The organism is Bacillus sp. FJAT-49736, from assembly GCF_018343615.1.
Taxonomy (GTDB): domain Bacteria; phylum Bacillota; class Bacilli; order Bacillales; family Bacillaceae_C; genus Margalitia.
Window position 1 is genome coordinate 156,669 of the sequence record NZ_JAGYPI010000004.1, and the last position, 18,067, is coordinate 174,735.

Annotated in this window: 16 protein-coding genes; 15 read left to right on the forward strand and 1 reads right to left on the reverse strand. The window is 37.2% G+C overall.

The window, feature by feature from the left end; all coding sequences use genetic code 11:
- The 15 genes from dltC to phnE (KHA87_RS18910) all read left to right on the forward strand — a co-directional run bounded on the left by dltC (position 1) and on the right by phnE (KHA87_RS18910) (position 16,710).
- Positions 1-234 carry a D-alanine--poly(phosphoribitol) ligase subunit 2 gene (gene dltC / locus KHA87_RS18840; RefSeq protein WP_213095731.1) on the forward strand — a complete coding sequence of 78 codons (234 nt, stop codon included), beginning with the start codon at positions 1-3 and terminating at the stop codon, positions 232-234.
- On the forward strand, positions 231-1,427 hold the full coding sequence (gene dltD, locus KHA87_RS18845) for a D-alanyl-lipoteichoic acid biosynthesis protein DltD (RefSeq protein WP_213095732.1): 1,197 nt from the start codon (positions 231-233) through the stop codon (positions 1,425-1,427). The genes dltC and dltD overlap by 4 nt, the downstream gene beginning before the upstream one ends.
- A 161-nt stretch (positions 1,428-1,588) precedes the next feature.
- Positions 1,589-3,031, forward strand: coding sequence for an amino acid permease (locus KHA87_RS18850; protein WP_213095733.1), 1,443 nt, complete (start codon positions 1,589-1,591; stop codon positions 3,029-3,031).
- A 117-nt stretch (positions 3,032-3,148) separates the two neighbouring features.
- Positions 3,149-4,345 (forward strand): serine hydrolase domain-containing protein, encoded by a 1,197-nt coding sequence (locus KHA87_RS18855; RefSeq protein WP_213095734.1) that lies wholly within the window; start codon positions 3,149-3,151, stop codon positions 4,343-4,345.
- 236 nt (positions 4,346-4,581) lie between these two features.
- Positions 4,582-5,049: a MarR family winged helix-turn-helix transcriptional regulator gene (locus tag KHA87_RS18860; RefSeq protein ID WP_213095735.1), complete on the forward strand. Its 468-nt coding sequence runs from the start codon at positions 4,582-4,584 to the stop codon at positions 5,047-5,049.
- An 8-nt stretch (positions 5,050-5,057) separates the two neighbouring features.
- Positions 5,058-6,785, forward strand: a complete 1,728-nt coding sequence (locus KHA87_RS18865) for an ABC transporter ATP-binding protein (protein ID WP_213095736.1) — start codon at positions 5,058-5,060, stop codon at positions 6,783-6,785.
- Positions 6,782-8,665: an ABC transporter ATP-binding protein gene (locus KHA87_RS18870; RefSeq protein WP_213095737.1), complete on the forward strand. Its 1,884-nt coding sequence runs from the start codon at positions 6,782-6,784 to the stop codon at positions 8,663-8,665. Before KHA87_RS18865 ends, KHA87_RS18870 begins: the two co-directional genes overlap by 4 nt.
- A 263-nt stretch (positions 8,666-8,928) precedes the next feature.
- Positions 8,929-9,693 (forward strand): threonine/serine exporter family protein, encoded by a 765-nt coding sequence (locus tag KHA87_RS18875; RefSeq protein ID WP_213095738.1) that lies wholly within the window; start codon positions 8,929-8,931, stop codon positions 9,691-9,693.
- A gap of 65 nt (positions 9,694-9,758) precedes the next feature.
- Positions 9,759-10,196 carry a threonine/serine exporter family protein gene (locus KHA87_RS18880; RefSeq protein ID WP_213095739.1) on the forward strand — a complete coding sequence of 146 codons (438 nt, stop codon included), beginning with the start codon at positions 9,759-9,761 and terminating at the stop codon, positions 10,194-10,196.
- Positions 10,197-10,467: 271 nt separating this feature from the next.
- The gene (asnB, locus tag KHA87_RS18885; protein WP_213095740.1) at positions 10,468-12,315 is read left to right on the forward strand and encodes an asparagine synthase (glutamine-hydrolyzing); all 1,848 of its coding nucleotides are present in this window, start codon (positions 10,468-10,470) and stop codon (positions 12,313-12,315) included.
- Between the two features lie 275 nt (positions 12,316-12,590).
- Positions 12,591-13,838: a DEAD/DEAH box helicase gene (locus tag KHA87_RS18890; protein ID WP_249310616.1), complete on the forward strand. Its 1,248-nt coding sequence runs from the start codon at positions 12,591-12,593 to the stop codon at positions 13,836-13,838.
- 69 nt (positions 13,839-13,907) lie between these two features.
- Positions 13,908-14,045 (forward strand): hypothetical protein, encoded by a 138-nt coding sequence (locus tag KHA87_RS18895; RefSeq protein ID WP_213095741.1) that lies wholly within the window; start codon positions 13,908-13,910, stop codon positions 14,043-14,045.
- A 324-nt stretch (positions 14,046-14,369) separates the two neighbouring features.
- Positions 14,370-15,140, forward strand: coding sequence for a phosphonate ABC transporter ATP-binding protein (gene phnC / locus KHA87_RS18900; RefSeq protein ID WP_213095742.1), 771 nt, complete (start codon positions 14,370-14,372; stop codon positions 15,138-15,140).
- Positions 15,140-15,916: a phosphonate ABC transporter, permease protein PhnE gene (gene phnE / locus KHA87_RS18905; RefSeq protein WP_213095743.1), complete on the forward strand. Its 777-nt coding sequence runs from the start codon at positions 15,140-15,142 to the stop codon at positions 15,914-15,916. The genes phnC and phnE (KHA87_RS18905) overlap by 1 nt, the downstream gene beginning before the upstream one ends.
- Positions 15,913-16,710 carry a phosphonate ABC transporter, permease protein PhnE gene (gene phnE, locus KHA87_RS18910; protein ID WP_213095744.1) on the forward strand — a complete coding sequence of 266 codons (798 nt, stop codon included), beginning with the start codon at positions 15,913-15,915 and terminating at the stop codon, positions 16,708-16,710. Before phnE (KHA87_RS18905) ends, phnE (KHA87_RS18910) begins: the two co-directional genes overlap by 4 nt.
- A gap of 311 nt (positions 16,711-17,021) precedes the next feature.
- Here phnE (KHA87_RS18910) and KHA87_RS18915 read toward each other — a convergent pair whose 3' ends face one another.
- Complete coding sequence (locus tag KHA87_RS18915) at positions 17,022-17,945, reverse strand: phosphate/phosphite/phosphonate ABC transporter substrate-binding protein (RefSeq protein WP_213095745.1); 924 nt, start codon at positions 17,943-17,945, stop codon at positions 17,022-17,024.
- Positions 17,946-18,067 lie beyond the last annotated feature (122 nt).

Consider the following 18,067-nt stretch of genomic DNA (forward strand, 5'->3'; position numbering starts at 1 on the left):
ATGGAAAAACAAGATATCATCAATTTATTAGCGGAGATTTGCCAAGATGACGTTGTAAAGGAAGACCCGAATATTGATCTTTTTGAGACAGGACTATTGGATTCCTTTGGCACCATTAATCTTTTAGTGGAGATTGACGAGCGTTTCGGTATTAATATACCGATAACAGAATTTAATCGCGAGGAGTGGAATACTCCGAACAATATAGCTGAGAAATTAGCTGAACACCAATGAGAAAATATGCTTTTGGCCCACTTATAATAGCTATTGTGCTATTTTTAGGGTTATTATTTGTACCAAACGCTTGGATCGGACATTTAATTTCGAACAAAAAGGTTGAAAAGGATGCAACGACCCTAAGCCCATTAATGTTTCAAGGCGACTATGTACAAAGCAGGATGCTGAAGGATGATAAATACTTTCCGATATATGGGTCATCTGAATTGTCAAGGTTTGATCCATTTCATCCTTCCAATTATTTTGAAGCAAATCCGCAGGGATTTACACCTTTTCTTGTTGGCCGTGGCGGTACGCAATCATTAGTGCAATTTATGAATTTTGCCGCCCATGCGGATCAAATAAAGGGAAAGAAATTGGTTTTTATCATTTCTCCGCAGTGGTTTCATAAAGGTGGGATTGATAGTGTGCATTTTGATCCAAACTATTCGATGCTGCAGGCATATGATCTAGCCTTTAATAAAGATATTGATCCTAGGTTGAAGAGAGAGGCTATAAGAAGGCTGCTTAAATTCGATGTTGTAAAAAGAGATTATATGCTTTCGGCCATGTACCGTTCGGAAATCAGCCATCCTACAGGACCGACAAAATGGAAAGATAATGCTATTAAACCTCTTGCATATATGAATTGGAAGCTTCTTGAAAAGAAGGATTTGTATTATTCTCTCTACGGTGGATATAAGCATAAACTTTATAAAGACCCTAAGCTTGTAAAAGGTAAATCATGGGGTGAGTTGAAACAGCTGGCAACCCAATATGGTGAGAAAAGAGCTAAGGGAAATCCTTTTGATGTAACAGATAGTTTTTATAAAAAGAAAGTCCTTCCTATTCAACATAGGATGAGAAATCATAATAGGCATGCGACATATGCTAATTCAATTGAATATAAAGATTTTCAAATGATCCTAGATCTCTTAAAGGAAAAGGGAGCAGAACCGATATTTGTCACGATTCCAGTGAATGGAAAATGGTATGATTATACAGGATTTCCTAAGGAAGGTCGGGATGTATTTTATAAAAAGATTAAAAAGCAAGTAGAGGCAGAAGGATTTCCAATTGTTGATTTATCAGGACATGAGTACGACCCATACTTTTTAAAAGATACGATGCATATATCATGGAAAGGCTGGGTATATGTAGATAAAGCAATGGAACAGCATTGGAAGACTAAAAACCCACGAGTCGATTGACTTGTGGGCTTTTTCTGTCTATTGGCTATAATAACGATGACTAAAATTACCATCTATATTTTATTATATTAGCACTTTACCATGATAGAGAATTGAAGTATACTAAATCCATAAACTTATAAAAAGATATAGTAGAAAACATCTCAGAAGGGTGATATAGAATGGAAACAAAAAAATGGGGGTTATGGATTTTAACCACATTTGTAGTTGGTAATATGGTAGGAGGCGGTATTTTTATGCTTCCTGCAAATCTAGCACAAGTATCGAGTCCGACTGGAGCAACTCTTGCATGGCTTGCTACGGGATTTGGAGTTTTTATGATTGCATTAGTATTTGGCAATCTGGCAACTAGAAGACCAGAATTAAAAGCAGGTCCACAAAGCTATGCTCAAGAATTATTCCGCTCCAAAAAAGCGGGAAGAGCAGCAGGATTTAGTATGGCCTGGGGATATTGGGCAGCAAATTGGTCCGCAACAGCGTCCGTTATTATTTCCTTTGCGGGCTATTTAACAACGTTCTTCCCTATTATGCAAAGTAAAAAAACATTGTTTTCTATAGGGAGCTTCCAGCTTGAATATGGAAAATGTCTTACTTTTATTATATGTACTATCATGCTGTGGGGAATTCAATTTATTCTTTCCAAAAGCTTCAACAGTGCCGGAAAATTGAATCTTACAGCGACAATTACAAAAGTGATTGGTTTTCTGCTCTTTGTAATAGCTACTATTTTTGTGTTCGATGCAGCAAATTTAGGGAATGCGAAAGCATTTATGGATGTGTCAGGAAATAAGGTTGGTCTTGGCGGCCAGATGAATGCAGGGGCTATTGCAACACTGTGGGCATTTATTGGGATTGAATCAGCAGTGATGCTTTCTAACCGTGCCAAGTCTCAAAAGGATGTAAAAAAGGCAACTATTATAGGTCTATTCATCTCATTACTTATTTATATTGGAATTACCTTATTAACGATGGGGGCACTGCCTCAGGATCAATTAAGGGAATCGCAGAAGCCTTTAGTAGATGCCTTAGGTATGGTAGTTGGGCATAGTGGAACATATATTATGGCGATATTGGCTCTTATCTCGCTATTTGGGTCGACGGTAGGCTGGATTGTTGTAAGCTCAGAAGTACCTTATCAAGCTGCGAAGTCTGGTATATTTCCAACCTTCTTTGCAAAAGCAAATAAATCAGGTAGCCCGATTAAATCATTGACCATAACAAATATTATGACACAGGTATTCCTATTTGCTACGATTTCAGGGACTGTTACAGAGGCTTATAATTTTGCAATAGTCGTAGCAACTTTGGCTTATTTAATTCCATATTTAGTTTCCGCGGTTTATCAGCTAAAGCTGGTTGTTACAGGGGAAACATATGATACGCTGCATGGATCAAGAAAGTTGGATGGAATTATTACTGTTATAGCGATTCTATATTCCTTCTGGGTTATTAAGACAGGGACGGCTGATATGAAAACCTTCTTGCTAGGAATTGGACTATTTGCAGTAGGTTTCGTATTTTATCCTTTTTTGATGAAAGAGCCTATACAAAAACAAAAAGAGGCTGAAGCAATCAGCACCGTTGCTCAAAAGAACCAAGTTTAGTGCTTGGTTCTTTTTTTTGTATTTTTTAAGCTTTTTATTGAACCTTAGAAGCGAATCAGACGTCTATTATTTATAATAAAAAATAATATGCTCGGAAGTTTCTTAAGGAGAAAGAAAATGGAAAATAATCCAAAACACGATAAAAATCATAGACGAAAAGGTCCTTTTAGAATAGTAATTATTTCTTCTTTCGTTTTCATATTAATAATAGTTGTTTTCTATGTTTCTCATCGCTCCAACAGCGGTCTTAATAATTTTAGAGATGTGACAGACGTAAAATATTTAATAACCTCGGGGAAGAGATACAATCCGCCTAAAAAGGTTATTAGTAAAGGGAATTCCAAAAATAAAAAGCTGGATCAGTATTTCAAAAAAATTCATTTCAATGGATCAGTGCTTATTGTGAAGAACGGGAGGATTATTATTAATAAGGGATATGGATATGCAGATGAAGCGAAGAAAATCCCAAACAATCCGGAAACGGCCTACTATATTGGCTCTATAACTAAATCCTTTGTAGCAACAGCTTTTTTACAGCTGCAGCAGGAAGGGAAGGTTAATATAAACGAGCCATTGTCTAATTATCTTCCTAATTTTCCGCATGCAAGAGAAATTACACTGTATCAATTATTAACCCATACCTCAGGCCTTCCTGTTCGTAATGAGTTTGGTGGGAAGGTATCTAAAGAAGAATTAATTCGAGACATTGGTAAGACTGCGCTACATCTAAAAGCAAAACCAGGAACAAGATGGGGATACTCTGATGCAAATTATTCCATCCTTGGCTATATAATTGAAAAAGCAAGTGGGGTGTCCTTACATCAATATATTCAAGAGCATATTTTTAATGTGGCAGGTATGACCCAATCAGGGTTTGGAAAAAACCTGCAAAAAGAAAAATATCATTCTGTTGGATACCGCGTGAGGATGGGAATGATTTACAGGCCAGAATTACAGGATTTTTCACAAGTTTTTGGCTGTGGGGACATTTACTCCACTCCATATGATTTATACAAATTTGATCATGCACTACAATCCGGAAAGTTAATATCAAAAAAAAGCTACAGGCAAATGTTCACCACCCACACTATAGCAAGGTATGGATACGGGTGGTATATTAACCGAAAAAAATGGACAGTGCCACCAGGCAATTACTCGAGTCACGGTGTATTGCCGGGATGGAATGGAATGAATAGCTTTTCAAAGGGTACAAATACTTATGTAGTGTTAATTTCAAACATCCAAAACAGCGTAAAAAACTATGCTCCTATTAGTAGAAAAATTTATACGCAATTGGCGAAGGTTCATCCATAGCTGAAATCTCAGGTAATTGCCTGAGATTTTTTTAATGGTTAACTTTTTTCCGTAGTCAACAACAGGCAACAATCTAGTCAAAAAAGTATTCCTGCTTACATGATAATTCATATTCCGTTCATAAAAGACTGTTATCATCTAACTGGAAGTTATATTTATGATTGACGGGAATCGTCAGGAAAAATATAATTAGTTTACTTAACTATTTAGTTACTTAACTATTAGGAGGTGGCATAGTGGAAGAAAGTAATGATATCGCTAGACAGCTATTACATTCCTTGATGCAATTTCGAAGTCATTTTCGGCCGAAAGCATATAAAGGTTTAAAACCAAGTGAATATAAACTGCTGTTTACGATAAAATCAGCGAAGAAGCATCATGGAGTTGATTTAACGGTTTCTTCTCTAAGCAAGTATCTTCAAGTTACTGCTCCCTCTGTTACACAGCTAATAAACCGTTTGGAAACAGATGGGCTGGTGGAGCGGCGTATGGATACGAATGATAGAAGATCAGTTAAAGTGATGCTTACGGAGGAAGGCGAAAAAGTTACCAAAATGGTTATTCAAGCTTATTTAGAAAGGCTGCAAGGATTTATTGACTTTTTTGGAGAAGAAAAAAGCCGGCAACTCGCAGATTCGCTTTCCGAGATGATGGAGTATTTTGCACAAAATGATTTTAGTTCTAATTGGGATGAATGGAGATGATGTGAAAAATGACGCGTTTGTTTAAACAATTAAAACCATACCGTTTATTGATAGGTATCGTCATTATTTTAGTGTTTCTTCGCTCTCTTTCAGATTTATATTTGCCATCCTTAATGGGGGATATCGTTGATAAAGGAGTTGTTCATGGGGATCAGCCGTATATTTTAAGGATTGGCGGATGGATGCTGTTAATTGCAGGGTTAGGAGCAATTTGTTCGATTGCTTCAAGCTATTATTCTGCAAAGGTTGCTTCAGGCTTTGGTAAAAATCTAAGGACAAAGGTTTTTACCCATGTGGAAAGCTTTTCCCTTGGTGAATTTGATCAAGTGGGAACAGCCTCCCTTATAACAAGAACAACGAATGATATTAATCAAGTACAGCAAGTGTTGATTATGATGCTTCGCATGATGGTGATGGCGCCATTAATGTGTATTGGCGGGATTATTATGGCTGTTTCTAGGGATGCAAAGCTGTCATTAGTGCTGGTTGTATCTTTACCGGTTCTATTTATAGCGATTCTGATTGTGCAGAGAAAGGGAATTCCTTTGTTTAAAGCAATGCAGAAAAAACTCGATAGATTAAACCTTGTATTGCGAGAAAATTTAACAGGGATCCGTGTAGTCCGTTCATTTAATCGCATCGAATATGAAAAGAAACGTTTCGATGATGCGAATACTGATTTAACTCAAACGGCCATCAAGGTGAATAAAATTATGGCAACCTTAATGCCAATCATGATGCTTGTGATGAACTTTTCCTCCATTGCTATTATATGGTTTGGAGGAATACGAATCAGTAATGGAGATATGCAGGTTGGAGATCTGATGGCTTTCATTCAATATGCGATGCAAATTATGTTCTCCCTCATTATGCTGTCGATGATGTTTATAATGATTCCGCGAGCTTCTGTTTCTGCTGTTCGTATTAATGAGGTACTCGATATTCATCCGACTATTAAGGATGCAGAGCACGTTCAAAAGGCAGGCAATAAAAAAGGATATATTGAATTTCAAAATGTAACATTTCGTTATCCGGGAGCGGAAAATCCAGCTATTTCGAATATATCTTTTACCGCTGAACCTGGGAAGGTAACAGCGATAATTGGTGGAACAGGATCTGGAAAATCAACTCTCCTTAACTTAATTCCAAGGTTCTATGATGTAAATAACGGAAAAGTGTTGGTGGATGATATAGATGTTCGCAGTATGTCTCAAGAGGAGCTTAGAGAAAAAATCGGACTTGTTCCACAAAAAGCTGTTTTATTTACTGGTACTATTTCCGAAAACATTCGTTATGGAAATGAATATGCAACGGAGGATAAAATTCGCCATGCTGCAGAGGTAGCACAAGCTGCTGATTTTATCTCAGAATTAAAGGATGGATTTGATTTTGTTATGGCACAAGGTGGAACGAATGTTTCCGGAGGTCAAAAGCAGCGGCTTTCCATTGCCAGAGCACTTGTTAGGAGTCCGGAGATTTACTTGTTTGACGATAGCTTTTCAGCGCTCGATTTTAAAACAGATGCAAAATTGCGTGCCGAGCTAAGGAAGGAAACTGGTGAGGCAACAGTAGTGATTGTTGCCCAAAGAGTAAGTACGGTCATGGATGCCGATCAAATTATTGTTTTAGATCAAGGGAAAATGGCTGGAATTGGTACACATAAAGAATTAATGGAATCATGTAAAGTATACAGTGAAATTGTGTCCTCACAATTGTCAGAGGAGGAGAGTGCATGAGTGAACAGAGCAACCGTAATTCTCCGCAAATGAGAAAGGGATTTGGACCTGGGCGCGGGCCAGGGCATGGGCATGGCTTCGGGATGCCTGTTCAAAAGGCAAAGGATTTTAAAGGTACCTTTAAAAGACTAATAGCTTATTTAAAGCCTCATCGCGCAAGACTAGTATCCGTATTTTTAATGGCTATTTTAAGTACTGTTTTTATGATAATTGGTCCAAAATTAATGGGAAACGCCACCACAAAGCTTTTTGAAGGAATGATGATGAAGATAAAGGGCGTTCCGGGAGCAAAGGTAGACTTTGATTATATTTTGCATATTCTCCTTGTTTTGGCCGGATTATATATTTTTAGCTCTATTTTCAGTTATGTGCAGCAATATGTCATGGCTGGAGTTGCCCAGAAAACAGTTTATGATCTTCGGAAGGAAGTAAATGGGAAGCTATCTAAGCTACCGCTGAAATTTTTTGATTCTAAGACACACGGGGAAATACTAAGCCGTGTTGTTAATGATATGGATAATATTAGCAACACCTTGCAACAGAGTTTAACACAGCTTATTACTTCCATTGTTACTCTAATTGGCGTAATCGTTATGATGCTTACCATAAGTCCGTTGATGACTTTGATCGTCATCATAACCTTGCCGCTTAGTATTTTTGCAACGGCCGGTATTGCTAAGCGCTCGCAGAAGTTTTTTAAGGGTCAGCAAAAAGCACTTGGAGAGTTAAATGGACATGTAGAAGAAATGTATACAGGGCATCAAATTGTAAAGGCATTTGGTAAAGAAGAAAAGTCTATTAAAGATTTTAATACGATTAATGATCGTCTCTATGAATCAGGTATGAAAGCACAATTTATTTCTGGAATGATTATGCCATTGATGGCATTCATTAATAACATTGGCTATGTTCTTGTTTCTGTAGTCGGTGGGATACTTGTTACAAAAAGGGCGATTAAGATTGGAGATATACAAGCATTCATTCAATATGCAAGACAATTTTCTCAACCGATAACACAAACTGCCCAGATAGCAAATATCATACAATCAACTATAGCATCTGCTGAACGTGTTTTTGAGCTTTTAGATGAGGAAGAGGAAGTACCGGAGGCAAAGGATGCAAAAATAATCGAGTTCCCTAAAGGGGATGTAGCGTTTGAAAATGTAGTCTTTGGATATAAAGAAAACGAAGCGGTTATTAAAGGAATGAACATCGATGTTAAGAAAGGTCAAACCATTGCTATCGTTGGTCCTACCGGTGCTGGAAAAACAACCTTAATAAATTTATTAATGAGATTTTATGAGATTAATAAAGGTAAGATTACGATTGATGGTGTTGATATTACAAAGCTAAAAAGAGGGAATTTACGCAGCATGTTCGGAATGGTGTTACAGGATACATGGCTATTTAATGGTACGATCAAAGAAAATATTGCCTATGGGCGCGAAAACGCTACAGAGGAAGAAATATTTCGTGCGGCAAAGGCGGCTCGTGCTGATCACTTTATTCGAACGTTACCGGATGGATATGACACCATATTAAACGAAGAGGCTTCGAATATTTCGCAGGGTCAAAAGCAATTGCTTACGATTGCGAGGGCTATTTTGGCTGATCCGGCGATACTTATTCTAGACGAAGCAACCAGCAGCGTTGATACGAGAACAGAGGTCCTTATACAGCAAGCGATGAATGATTTAATGCAGGATAGAACTAGCTTCGTTATAGCTCATCGCCTTTCCACCATTCGAGATGCGGATCTGATACTAGTTATGAACCATGGTGATGTAGTAGAAAAAGGCAATCATGAGGAGCTTCTTGCAAGAGGCGGTTTCTATGCAGACCTTTATAATAGTCAATTTTCTCAAAAAGAAGTAATGTAACGCGAGGCTCTTATGGCCTCGTTTTTTTCTTGTAGGACTCTTCTCTTTTGTGTGGACATCTTATAAACTGCCACATAGCATTTAGTTAAGCTGGTTGATGAACTAATACGATAAACAAGAATTAATGCGAAAATAGCCTTTTTATATAAAAATGCTATTATATGATTTAAAGAAATGGACAAAAAACAATCTTGATTATCAGCCTGTCTTTGCTTTAATATGATAAAGGACTTTTAAATGGCATTATTATATAGGAGAGAAAAATGGAACAACAATTAAGTCAAACGTATAAAATTGTAGATCTGTGCTTACTTGCTGGTAAAATCATGCTTCAAAGTGGCGGAGAAACGTATCGGGTAGAAGATACAATGACTAGAATTGCAAATGCATTCGGTATTTATGGTTCTCATTGCTTCGTTACCCCAACAGGAATAATTTTTTCCATAGATGGAGTGGAACCGACAAAGCTAGTGAGGATTGTGGAGCGCTCTACAGATTTGAAAAAAGTTACGGTTGTTAATAGTATTTCAAGGAAAATAGCGACTGGTGAATTACAGTTGGATGAAGCATATGAAAAACTAAAAGAGGCGGAGAAAGCGGATTATAAATTTTCAATATGGATTCAAATTGCCGCAGCTTCCTTGGCGAGCAGCTGCTTTTTGATAATGTTTCAAGGGCAGTGGAAGGATTTTATTCCAGCACTCATAACTGGCGGAATTGGCTATACCAGTCTTCTATACTTAGACAGACTCGTACAAATTCGCTTTTTTGCTGAGTTTTTATCTGCTTTTATTATGGGCTTAGTTGCAGCCTTATTTGTCAGATTAGGAATTGGAACACAGCTGGATAAAATTATTATTGGGTCTGTTATGCCGTTGGTGCCCGGGCTTTTAATAACCAATGCTATAAGGGATTTAATGGCTGGCCATCTTGTTGCAGGAATATCAAAGGGTGCGGAAGCCTTTTTAACTGCTTTTGCAATCGGTGCTGGAATTGCAGTAGTCCTCTCATTCAAGCTATTCGTATAGGCTTTTGTTCTATCTTGGGGATTATTCGAAATAAAGTTTTTTAAAAGAGGAGTGCACATCGCTTTATGGTATTGTTAGGGCAGCTAATAACCAGTTTCATTGCAACAGCAGGGTTCGGAGTTTTGTTTAATGTTCCGCGAAGTAAGCTTCTATTATGCGGGCTTGTTGGAATGCTCGGTTGGATTGTTTATTTTGCGTTTTCTAGTAATTTTCATACAGATTCTGTTATAGCTTCCTTTATTGCTGCGTTTTTGGTAGGAATTATTAGTCAGACATTTGCTCGGATTTATAAGGAACCAATTATTATTTTTAGTGTATCGGGTATTATACCTCTTGTGCCAGGGGGATTAGCATACGATGCAATGAGGCACTTTGTAGAAAATGATTATAATTCAGCCATCCAGCTGGCAGCGAAAGCTTTTATGCTGTCAGGTGCAATTGCCATTGGCATTGTTTTTTCTGAGGTTGTGAAGCAATTAATTCGAAAACCAAAGTCCTCATAATAGGAGACACTCAATGTTTGGGTTGGGTGTTTTTTTTGAGGTGAAGTTGTAGGTAATAATACCTAAATCAGGCTGTTAAATTATAAATTTGGGCCATTCTTTCCAGATTTCGTGCCGTTTAAGCAAAAATTCAGGCTGTTTATTGTATGTTTCATGCCGTTATTAACATGTACTTTCTAAAATTATCATTTTGATAAAGGACAACTTTCTATCTGGGCAATCGCACATATGATAAGTATGCTTTTCTAAAGCTGAGGAAGGATGGTTCTATATGTGCGGCATTACTGGATGGATAGATTACAAAAGGGATTTGAGGAATAAAAATGAAATCTTGCTAAAAATGACGGAAACATTAGCCAAACGTGGTCCCGATGACACAAATATATGGGCAACGCCTCACGCAGCCTTCGGACATAAAAGATTAGTGGTTGTAGATCCTGAAGGGGGCAAGCAGCCGATGACCCGTAGCAAAGGAGAGCACACCTATACGATTTGCTATAATGGGGAGCTTTATAACACAGAGGATATTAGAGAAGAATTATTAAAAAAGGGATATAAATTTCAAGGACATTCTGATACAGAGGTGCTGCTTACATCCTATATAGAATGGAAAGAGGATTGTGTCCAATACTTAAATGGGATTTATGCTTTTGGTATATGGGATGGAGAGAGACAGCAGCTATTTATGGCACGCGACCGGATGGGTGTTAAGCCATTATTTTATACTGAACAAAATAGTTGCTTTCTTTTTGGGTCGGAAATAAAGGCCATTATGCAGCACCCGGATATAAAAGCGGAGATAGGAATGGACGGATTGGCGGAGGTGCTGGGGCTTGGACCATCCAGAACCCCTGGGCATGGAATCTTCATTGGGATTAAGGAATTAAGGCCAGCTCATGCCTTAGTCTTTTCAAAAGCTGGACTGAAAATCTGGAGATACTGGAATGTAACGAGTGATTATCATACGGATAATGTAGAGGAAACGGCTGAAAAAGTACGTACATTATTCACTGATGCAGTAACAAGACAATTAGTTTCAGATGTGCCGGTTTGTACTTTTCTATCCGGCGGAGTTGATTCCAGTGCAATTACGGCTATAGCATCTAAAGCATTCCAAACTGACGGAAAGGGTTCACTGCACACCTATTCTATCGACTACGATGGCAATGAACAATATTTCCAATCCGATGCCTTTCAGCCGAATGCAGATGGCTATTGGATTAATCTTATGTCTAAAGCGTTTGATACTGTACACCATCACTGTGTCATAAGCCAGGAGGATCTCGCTGAATATTTAAAGGAGGCAGTACTGGTTAGAGACACTCCCGGAATGGCCGATGTGGATTCCTCTTTATTATGGTTTTGTAAGGAAATAAAAAATGATTTTGTAGTCAGTTTATCAGGTGAATGTGCAGATGAAATATTTGGCGGCTATCCTTGGTTTCATCGGAAAGATGATTTGGAGCGTGAAGGATTTCCGTGGATGCGCTCGTTGGATGAAAGAGTTGAATTATTGAAGGATAACTGGAATCAGAGGATACATCTAAAGGATTACGTAATGACACAATATGAAAGAACGGTACAAGAAACACCTATGTTAGAAGGAGAAAATTTAATTGAAGCAAAAAGACGCCAATTATTTTATTTAAATTTAACATGGTTTATGACAACCTTATTAGATCGCAAGGACAGAATGAGTATGGGGGCTAGCTTAGAGGTGCGTGTCCCATTTGCCGATCACCGTCTCGTTGAATATGTATGGAATATTCCGTGGGAGATAAAAATGCATGGAAATCGGGAAAAAGGCATTTTACGAAAGGCGTTGGAAGGATTGCTTCCTAATGAGGTTTTATATAGAAAGAAAAGCCCATATCCTAAAACACATCACCCTTTATACACAAAAGTCGTGAAAAATTGGCTGAATGAAATCCTAGAAGATAAAAGCTCTATTCTATATGAGCTATTTAAAGCCGAAAAGTTGCATGAGATTGTCGAGTCGGAGGGAAAGGCCTTTCAAGTGCCTTGGTTTGGCCAGCTTATGACTGGACCTCAGTTACTCGCTTATCTTGCTCAAATTCACTATTGGTTTGAACAATACGGAATTAATATTAAAGCATAGATGAATAAAAGGTAACTTCCAAAATGAAGTTACCTTTTATATTTTACGCTTTAATTTATTGGAAATGATATGATAAGGATATCACTAAAAATGTTGGTATTGTATTTTAAATTATGACTCTTTTCTAAATCTATGTTGCAAACTTAAAAGTAAATCCTTATACAGGTTAAAGCAAACCTTTTTTGAAAAAAGCATATAACGAAACCAGACTTATTGGTATGTTTATAAAAATTACCTTTAATAAGGACTTAAAATAAACTAAAGGTGTGAATCATTTGTCAGATTTTACAAAACTCGGCATTAGCCCAAAACTAAATAAAGTGCTTCGTTCTCTGGGGATTATGGAACCAACTCCTATTCAAGAAGAAGCGATCCCCCCGCTCCTTGAAGGAAATGACATCATTGCACAAGCACAGACTGGTACAGGAAAGACGTTCGCATTTATTTTACCTATACTTGAAAGAGTCAAGGTGGAAAATCCAAATGTACAAGCTTTGATTGTATCACCTACAAGGGAATTGGCGATTCAAATTACAGATGAATTAAAAAAGATAATAAACGCCCAGACAAATATTCATGTATTACCGGTATACGGTGGACAAGATGTCGAGCAGCAAATGAGAAGGTTAAAAGGAGCAATCCATATTGTTATTGCAACCCCTGGAAGACTACTTGATCATATGCGCAGAGGGACGATTGATCTATCAAATGTCACTATGTTAGTGCTCGATGAAGCAGATCAAATGCTCCATATGGGATTTTTACCAGAAGTACAAGATATTATGGAGGCATTATCAGCGGATAGACAAACGATGTTATTTTCCGCAACCATGCCAAAGCAAATTAGGACGATAGCAAAGCAATATATGAAGAGTCCAATCGAAATCAAAGTTAAGAGTCAGAGAATTACGGTTGATGATATAAAGCAAGTTGTGATAGAAACTACAGATCGAGCAAAGCAAAATACACTTTGTCAGTTAATTGATGATTATCGCCCGTTTCTTGCGATTATTTTTTGCCGAACAAAAAGAAGGGCCAGTACATTGAATGATGCACTAAAGGGACGTGGATATCTTTCTGAAGAGCTTCATGGGGATCTTTCGCAAGCAAAGAGGGAAAAAGTTATGAAGCTTTTTAGAGACGCGAAAATTCAATTATTGGTAGCGACAGATGTGGCGGCACGCGGAATTGATGTAGAAGGAGTTACTCATGTATTTAATTACGATATTCCGGAAGAGGTTGAAAGCTATATCCATCGAATTGGTCGAACAGGTAGAGCTGGCGGAACAGGACTTGCTGTTACACTTGTTGCACCAAAGGACCGCCAATTTCTTGCGATGATTGAAAAAGGAATTGGGATTAACATAGAGAGAAAAGTGTTCGCCGAAACCCCCAGAAAAACTCTCTCATCTCGGAATGACAAACAGGTGAAAAAAAGGCCAGAGGACACTTTCCAAAAGAGGAATCGAAACAATAAGAAAAAAAACCAAAAACAAAGATTGAAAAGTCCCCATAAAAGTTAACTCCCTTGCATAATAATTTGTTTTTTCATCAAACTACAAAATGTAGTTGATGAAAAAGGGGTGAAGGTCGTGGGAAGAACGAAACATGGAAATGCCAATGCACAAAGAAATAATAATGTTAAGACTCAAAATGTAATGAGTGATGAATTGGTAGAATTTAATACTCATAAAAGAATTCAAAAGGGAAATGAAAAAGGCAAAGAATAATGGGTAAGCTTATGCTTGCCCTTTCTTTATTCTTAGTGACATTAACAATCCTTACCATGTCCCATTTTTGTATATTTGTTATATAATAATCTTGGAAATAATATTTTTACAATTACAATAAAATGAAAATCTAGCTTGAGTTTAATAGAAAACTTTAGTAAATTTAATGTTGTAATTTGTTGTTTTTTGTATTTTTCTATTCAAATCGATATATAAATAGTAAAAGCTGGGATAGTCCCCCACTCTGGCATGTTGCGAAGTGGGGGTTTACTGCCGATTACGGTTGGATCAAATTTTCTGAAGAGAAGGGGAAATGAAAAAGAAATGATCGAATTTAAAAATGTGTCCAAGGTGTATCCAAATGGAACCAAAGGTCTGAAAAATGTAAACGTTAAGATTAATAAAGGAGATTTTGTTGTTATTGTAGGGCTTTCTGGAGCTGGTAAGTCAACTTTTCTTCGATCAATCAATAGACTTCATGAAATTTCAGAAGGAGAAATAATCATTAATGGAAAATCGATAACGGCGGCCAAAGGGAAATCATTACGCCATATTCGTCGAGATATTGGTATGATATTTCAAAATTTCAATCTTGTTAAACGCTCAAGTGTTATTCGTAACGTTTTGTCTGGAAGGGTTGCATACCACTCTACAATCCGTACTTTACTTGGCCTCTTTCCAAAACAGGATGTGGAATTGGCATTAAATGCACTTGATCGTGTTAATATTCAAGAGAAAGCGTATTCACGTGCAGATGAATTGTCTGGTGGACAACAACAACGTGTATCGATTGCCCGTGCTTTGGCACAAGAGGCGAAAATCATCCTTGCCGATGAGCCTGTAGCATCACTTGATCCATTTACGACAAGACAAGTAATGGATGATTTAAAGAGAATTAATCAAGAATTGGGGATCACAACCATTGTAAATCTTCACTTTGTCGACTTAGCTAGACAATATGCTACTAGAATTATTGGAATACGCGCTGGTGAAATTGTATATGACGGTCCAGTTGAAGAAGCAACAGATGAAGTGTTCTCCGAAATTTACGGTCGCGAAATTAAGAAAGATGAGTTGTTAGGAGAGACGGAATAATGGAAACATTGAAGCCAAAGAAGACGAAATTAAAACCTCTCTTAACTGTTATTATAATTATTGCTATTATTTGGGGAAGCGTTATTAATACACAAATTTCATTTTCAACTTTAATTCAAGGCTTCCCAAATATCATCGATTTAATTAAAGAAATGTTCCCGCCAGATTGGAGTTATTTCAGTTCTATTACCGATCAAATGCTTGAAACTATTAGAATGGCTGTAATAGGAACAACATTTGGAGGAATTGTTGCGATTCCATTTGCACTTCTATCCTCCAGTAACGTGGTTAAGATACCGGTTATTTACCAAATTTTCAGGTTTATAATGAATTTAATTCGTACGATTCCAGAACTTTTATTAGCTGCTCTTTTTGTACCAGTGTTCGGAATTGGGGAGGTTCCAGGTATTCTGGCAATTGCTGTTTTCTCATTTGGAATTATTGCAAAGCTTTTCTATGAAGCAATTGAAGCCATCGACCCTGGCCCTCTTGAAGCGATGACAGCAGTAGGGGCAAATAAAATTCAATGGATTTTCTTTGGAGTTATTCCACAAGTTATTGCTCACTACATGTCGTTTTTCTTATATAGCTTTGAAATCAATATTCGGGCAGCGGCTATTTTAGGATATGTAGGTGCTGGTGGTGTTGGTCTAGTCCTTAATACTGCACTAGGTTTTTTCCAATACGATCGCGTTCTTACAATTATCATATATACTTTAATTGTCGTTGTTATTGTGGATGCTATTAGTAATAAGTTACGGGAGAAATTGCTATGAACCAAATATCGATAAAAAAGCCATTAAGAAAACGTGTGATGAAATGGGTCATTCTTGCGATAGTTATCGCCATTTATGTGTGGGCGTTTTGGGGAGCGCCACATATGGAAATAAAGGAGTCTGCAAAACAAGCAATTAAAGGAATCCTAAGTGGTTTTGCACATCCGGATTGGGATTATGTCTATGACCCAGAGGGTGAGGATTTATTAAGATCCCTGCTTGAAACATTAGCAATTGCTGTTCTAGGAACGTTCATATCTGCTGTTTTATGTGTACCATTTGCATTCTGGGGTGCACGTAATATGAGCAAAAATCGTTCTATTTCAAGTGTTGGTAAATTTGTTCTAAGTTGTATTCGTGTGTTTCCAGAGCTAATTATGGCATTAATCTTTATTAAAGCGGTTGGACTAGGACCATTTGCTGGGATTCTTGCTCTCGGATTTCACTCGATTGGTATGTTAGGGAAACTCTTTGGAGAATCTATTGAAAATACAGAGTTTAGTGCTAGAGAAGCGTTGATTGCTTCTGGGGCAAATAAAATTCAAACATTATGGTTTGCTATTTTACCTGAAGTAATGCCGGCATTTTTGTCCTATACCCTTTATCGATTTGAAATCAGCGTCCGTTCTGCGACTATTCTTGGTATCGTAGGTGCTGGGGGAATTGGTGCTCCGTTGGTCTTCGCATTAAATGGACATTCCTGGAGCCGTGTAGGAATCATTTTATACGGAATTATTATCATGGTAACAATCATTGATGTTATTTCCGCACAAATTCGTAAACGAATTGTTTAAAAAAGAGAGGAATGGAGAATCTAATAAATTCTCCATTCCTCTTTTATTTTCACACAGTGGATAACTATTTGTTATCGTAAGCAACCATCATCTAGCGGTTTCTACGACTCTTTCATATAAAAAGCGGGCATCAAGTGAAATTTGAGAATCAAATTTCAATAAGTGAAATTTGAGAATCAAATTTCAATAAGTGAAATTTGGCTCCCTAATTTCACTTATCCATACACTAAGGCTAAAGCGCAAAGCATTCTTTTGTTTGCTGTATAAAAAATAAAAGCACCGCTGTTTTGCGGTGCTTTCTAAAAGAGTAATTATTTACCGATTTTATCTACTTGTTCTTGATATTTACGAACTGTATCGAAGTTTGAATCCTTAGATTTTACATAACCTTCATGTGTGTAGATAGATTCAATGATCTTTTTACCTTCTGGATCTTTACCGATTTTAATGAAGGCATCAGCAATTTTATCTGCCCATTCTTTTGAAATATCAGGACGGATACTGATTGTATCATTAGGAATTTTTTCAGTTAAGAATAGGTAATGTGTATCTTTATAAATGTTAGGATATTCTTTTGCAACGATATTACGAGCATCTACGAATACTGCTGCAGCATCGATGCTTTTATCCATAACACCCATAACACCTTTGTCATGTCCTTGAAGTGTAACAGAAGTAACATCTTTAAGTGCATCAATTCCATGGTCTTTTAAGTAAACTGCAGGCCATACAAAACCAGCTGAAGAAGTAGGTGCTTGATAGCCAATTTTCTTACCTTTTAAATCTTCTACGGATTTAATACCTGAATCATTTCTTACAAGAAGTCCTGAATAGTAATAATCAACTAGATCACTTGTTTGTTGACCAGTTTCAGGATCAACACCATAACGTTGTGCTTGAAGTAATACATTTGCAGCTTTTTGTTTATGAGCAAGTACATAATCTGTTGGTGGTAAGAAACCGATTTCTAGTTGTTTAGATTTCATCGCTTCCACAACAGCGTTGTAGTCAGTAGTAACGGTTACTTTAACTTTAATACCAAGTTCTTTTTTTAGAAGACCTTCTAGAGGCTTCGCTCTTGCTTCCAATGTTTCAGCATTTTGAGACGGTACGAAACCGATACGTAATTCTTTTAAATCTCCATCTTTTGCTTTATCGGAGCTACTTCCACAACCTGCTAATGCAACAGCTGCAAGAGAGAGAGCTAGCAATAATACAGCAAACTTTTTAAACATAAATTTACCCCCGTGTTGTTAATTTTTTGACACGAATTAAGCATATAATATTTTTCGGGTAAAATAAACAAAAAATTTGCATTCTCGTGAAATTTTTTGAAGGAATTTGTCAGTTGTTAAGA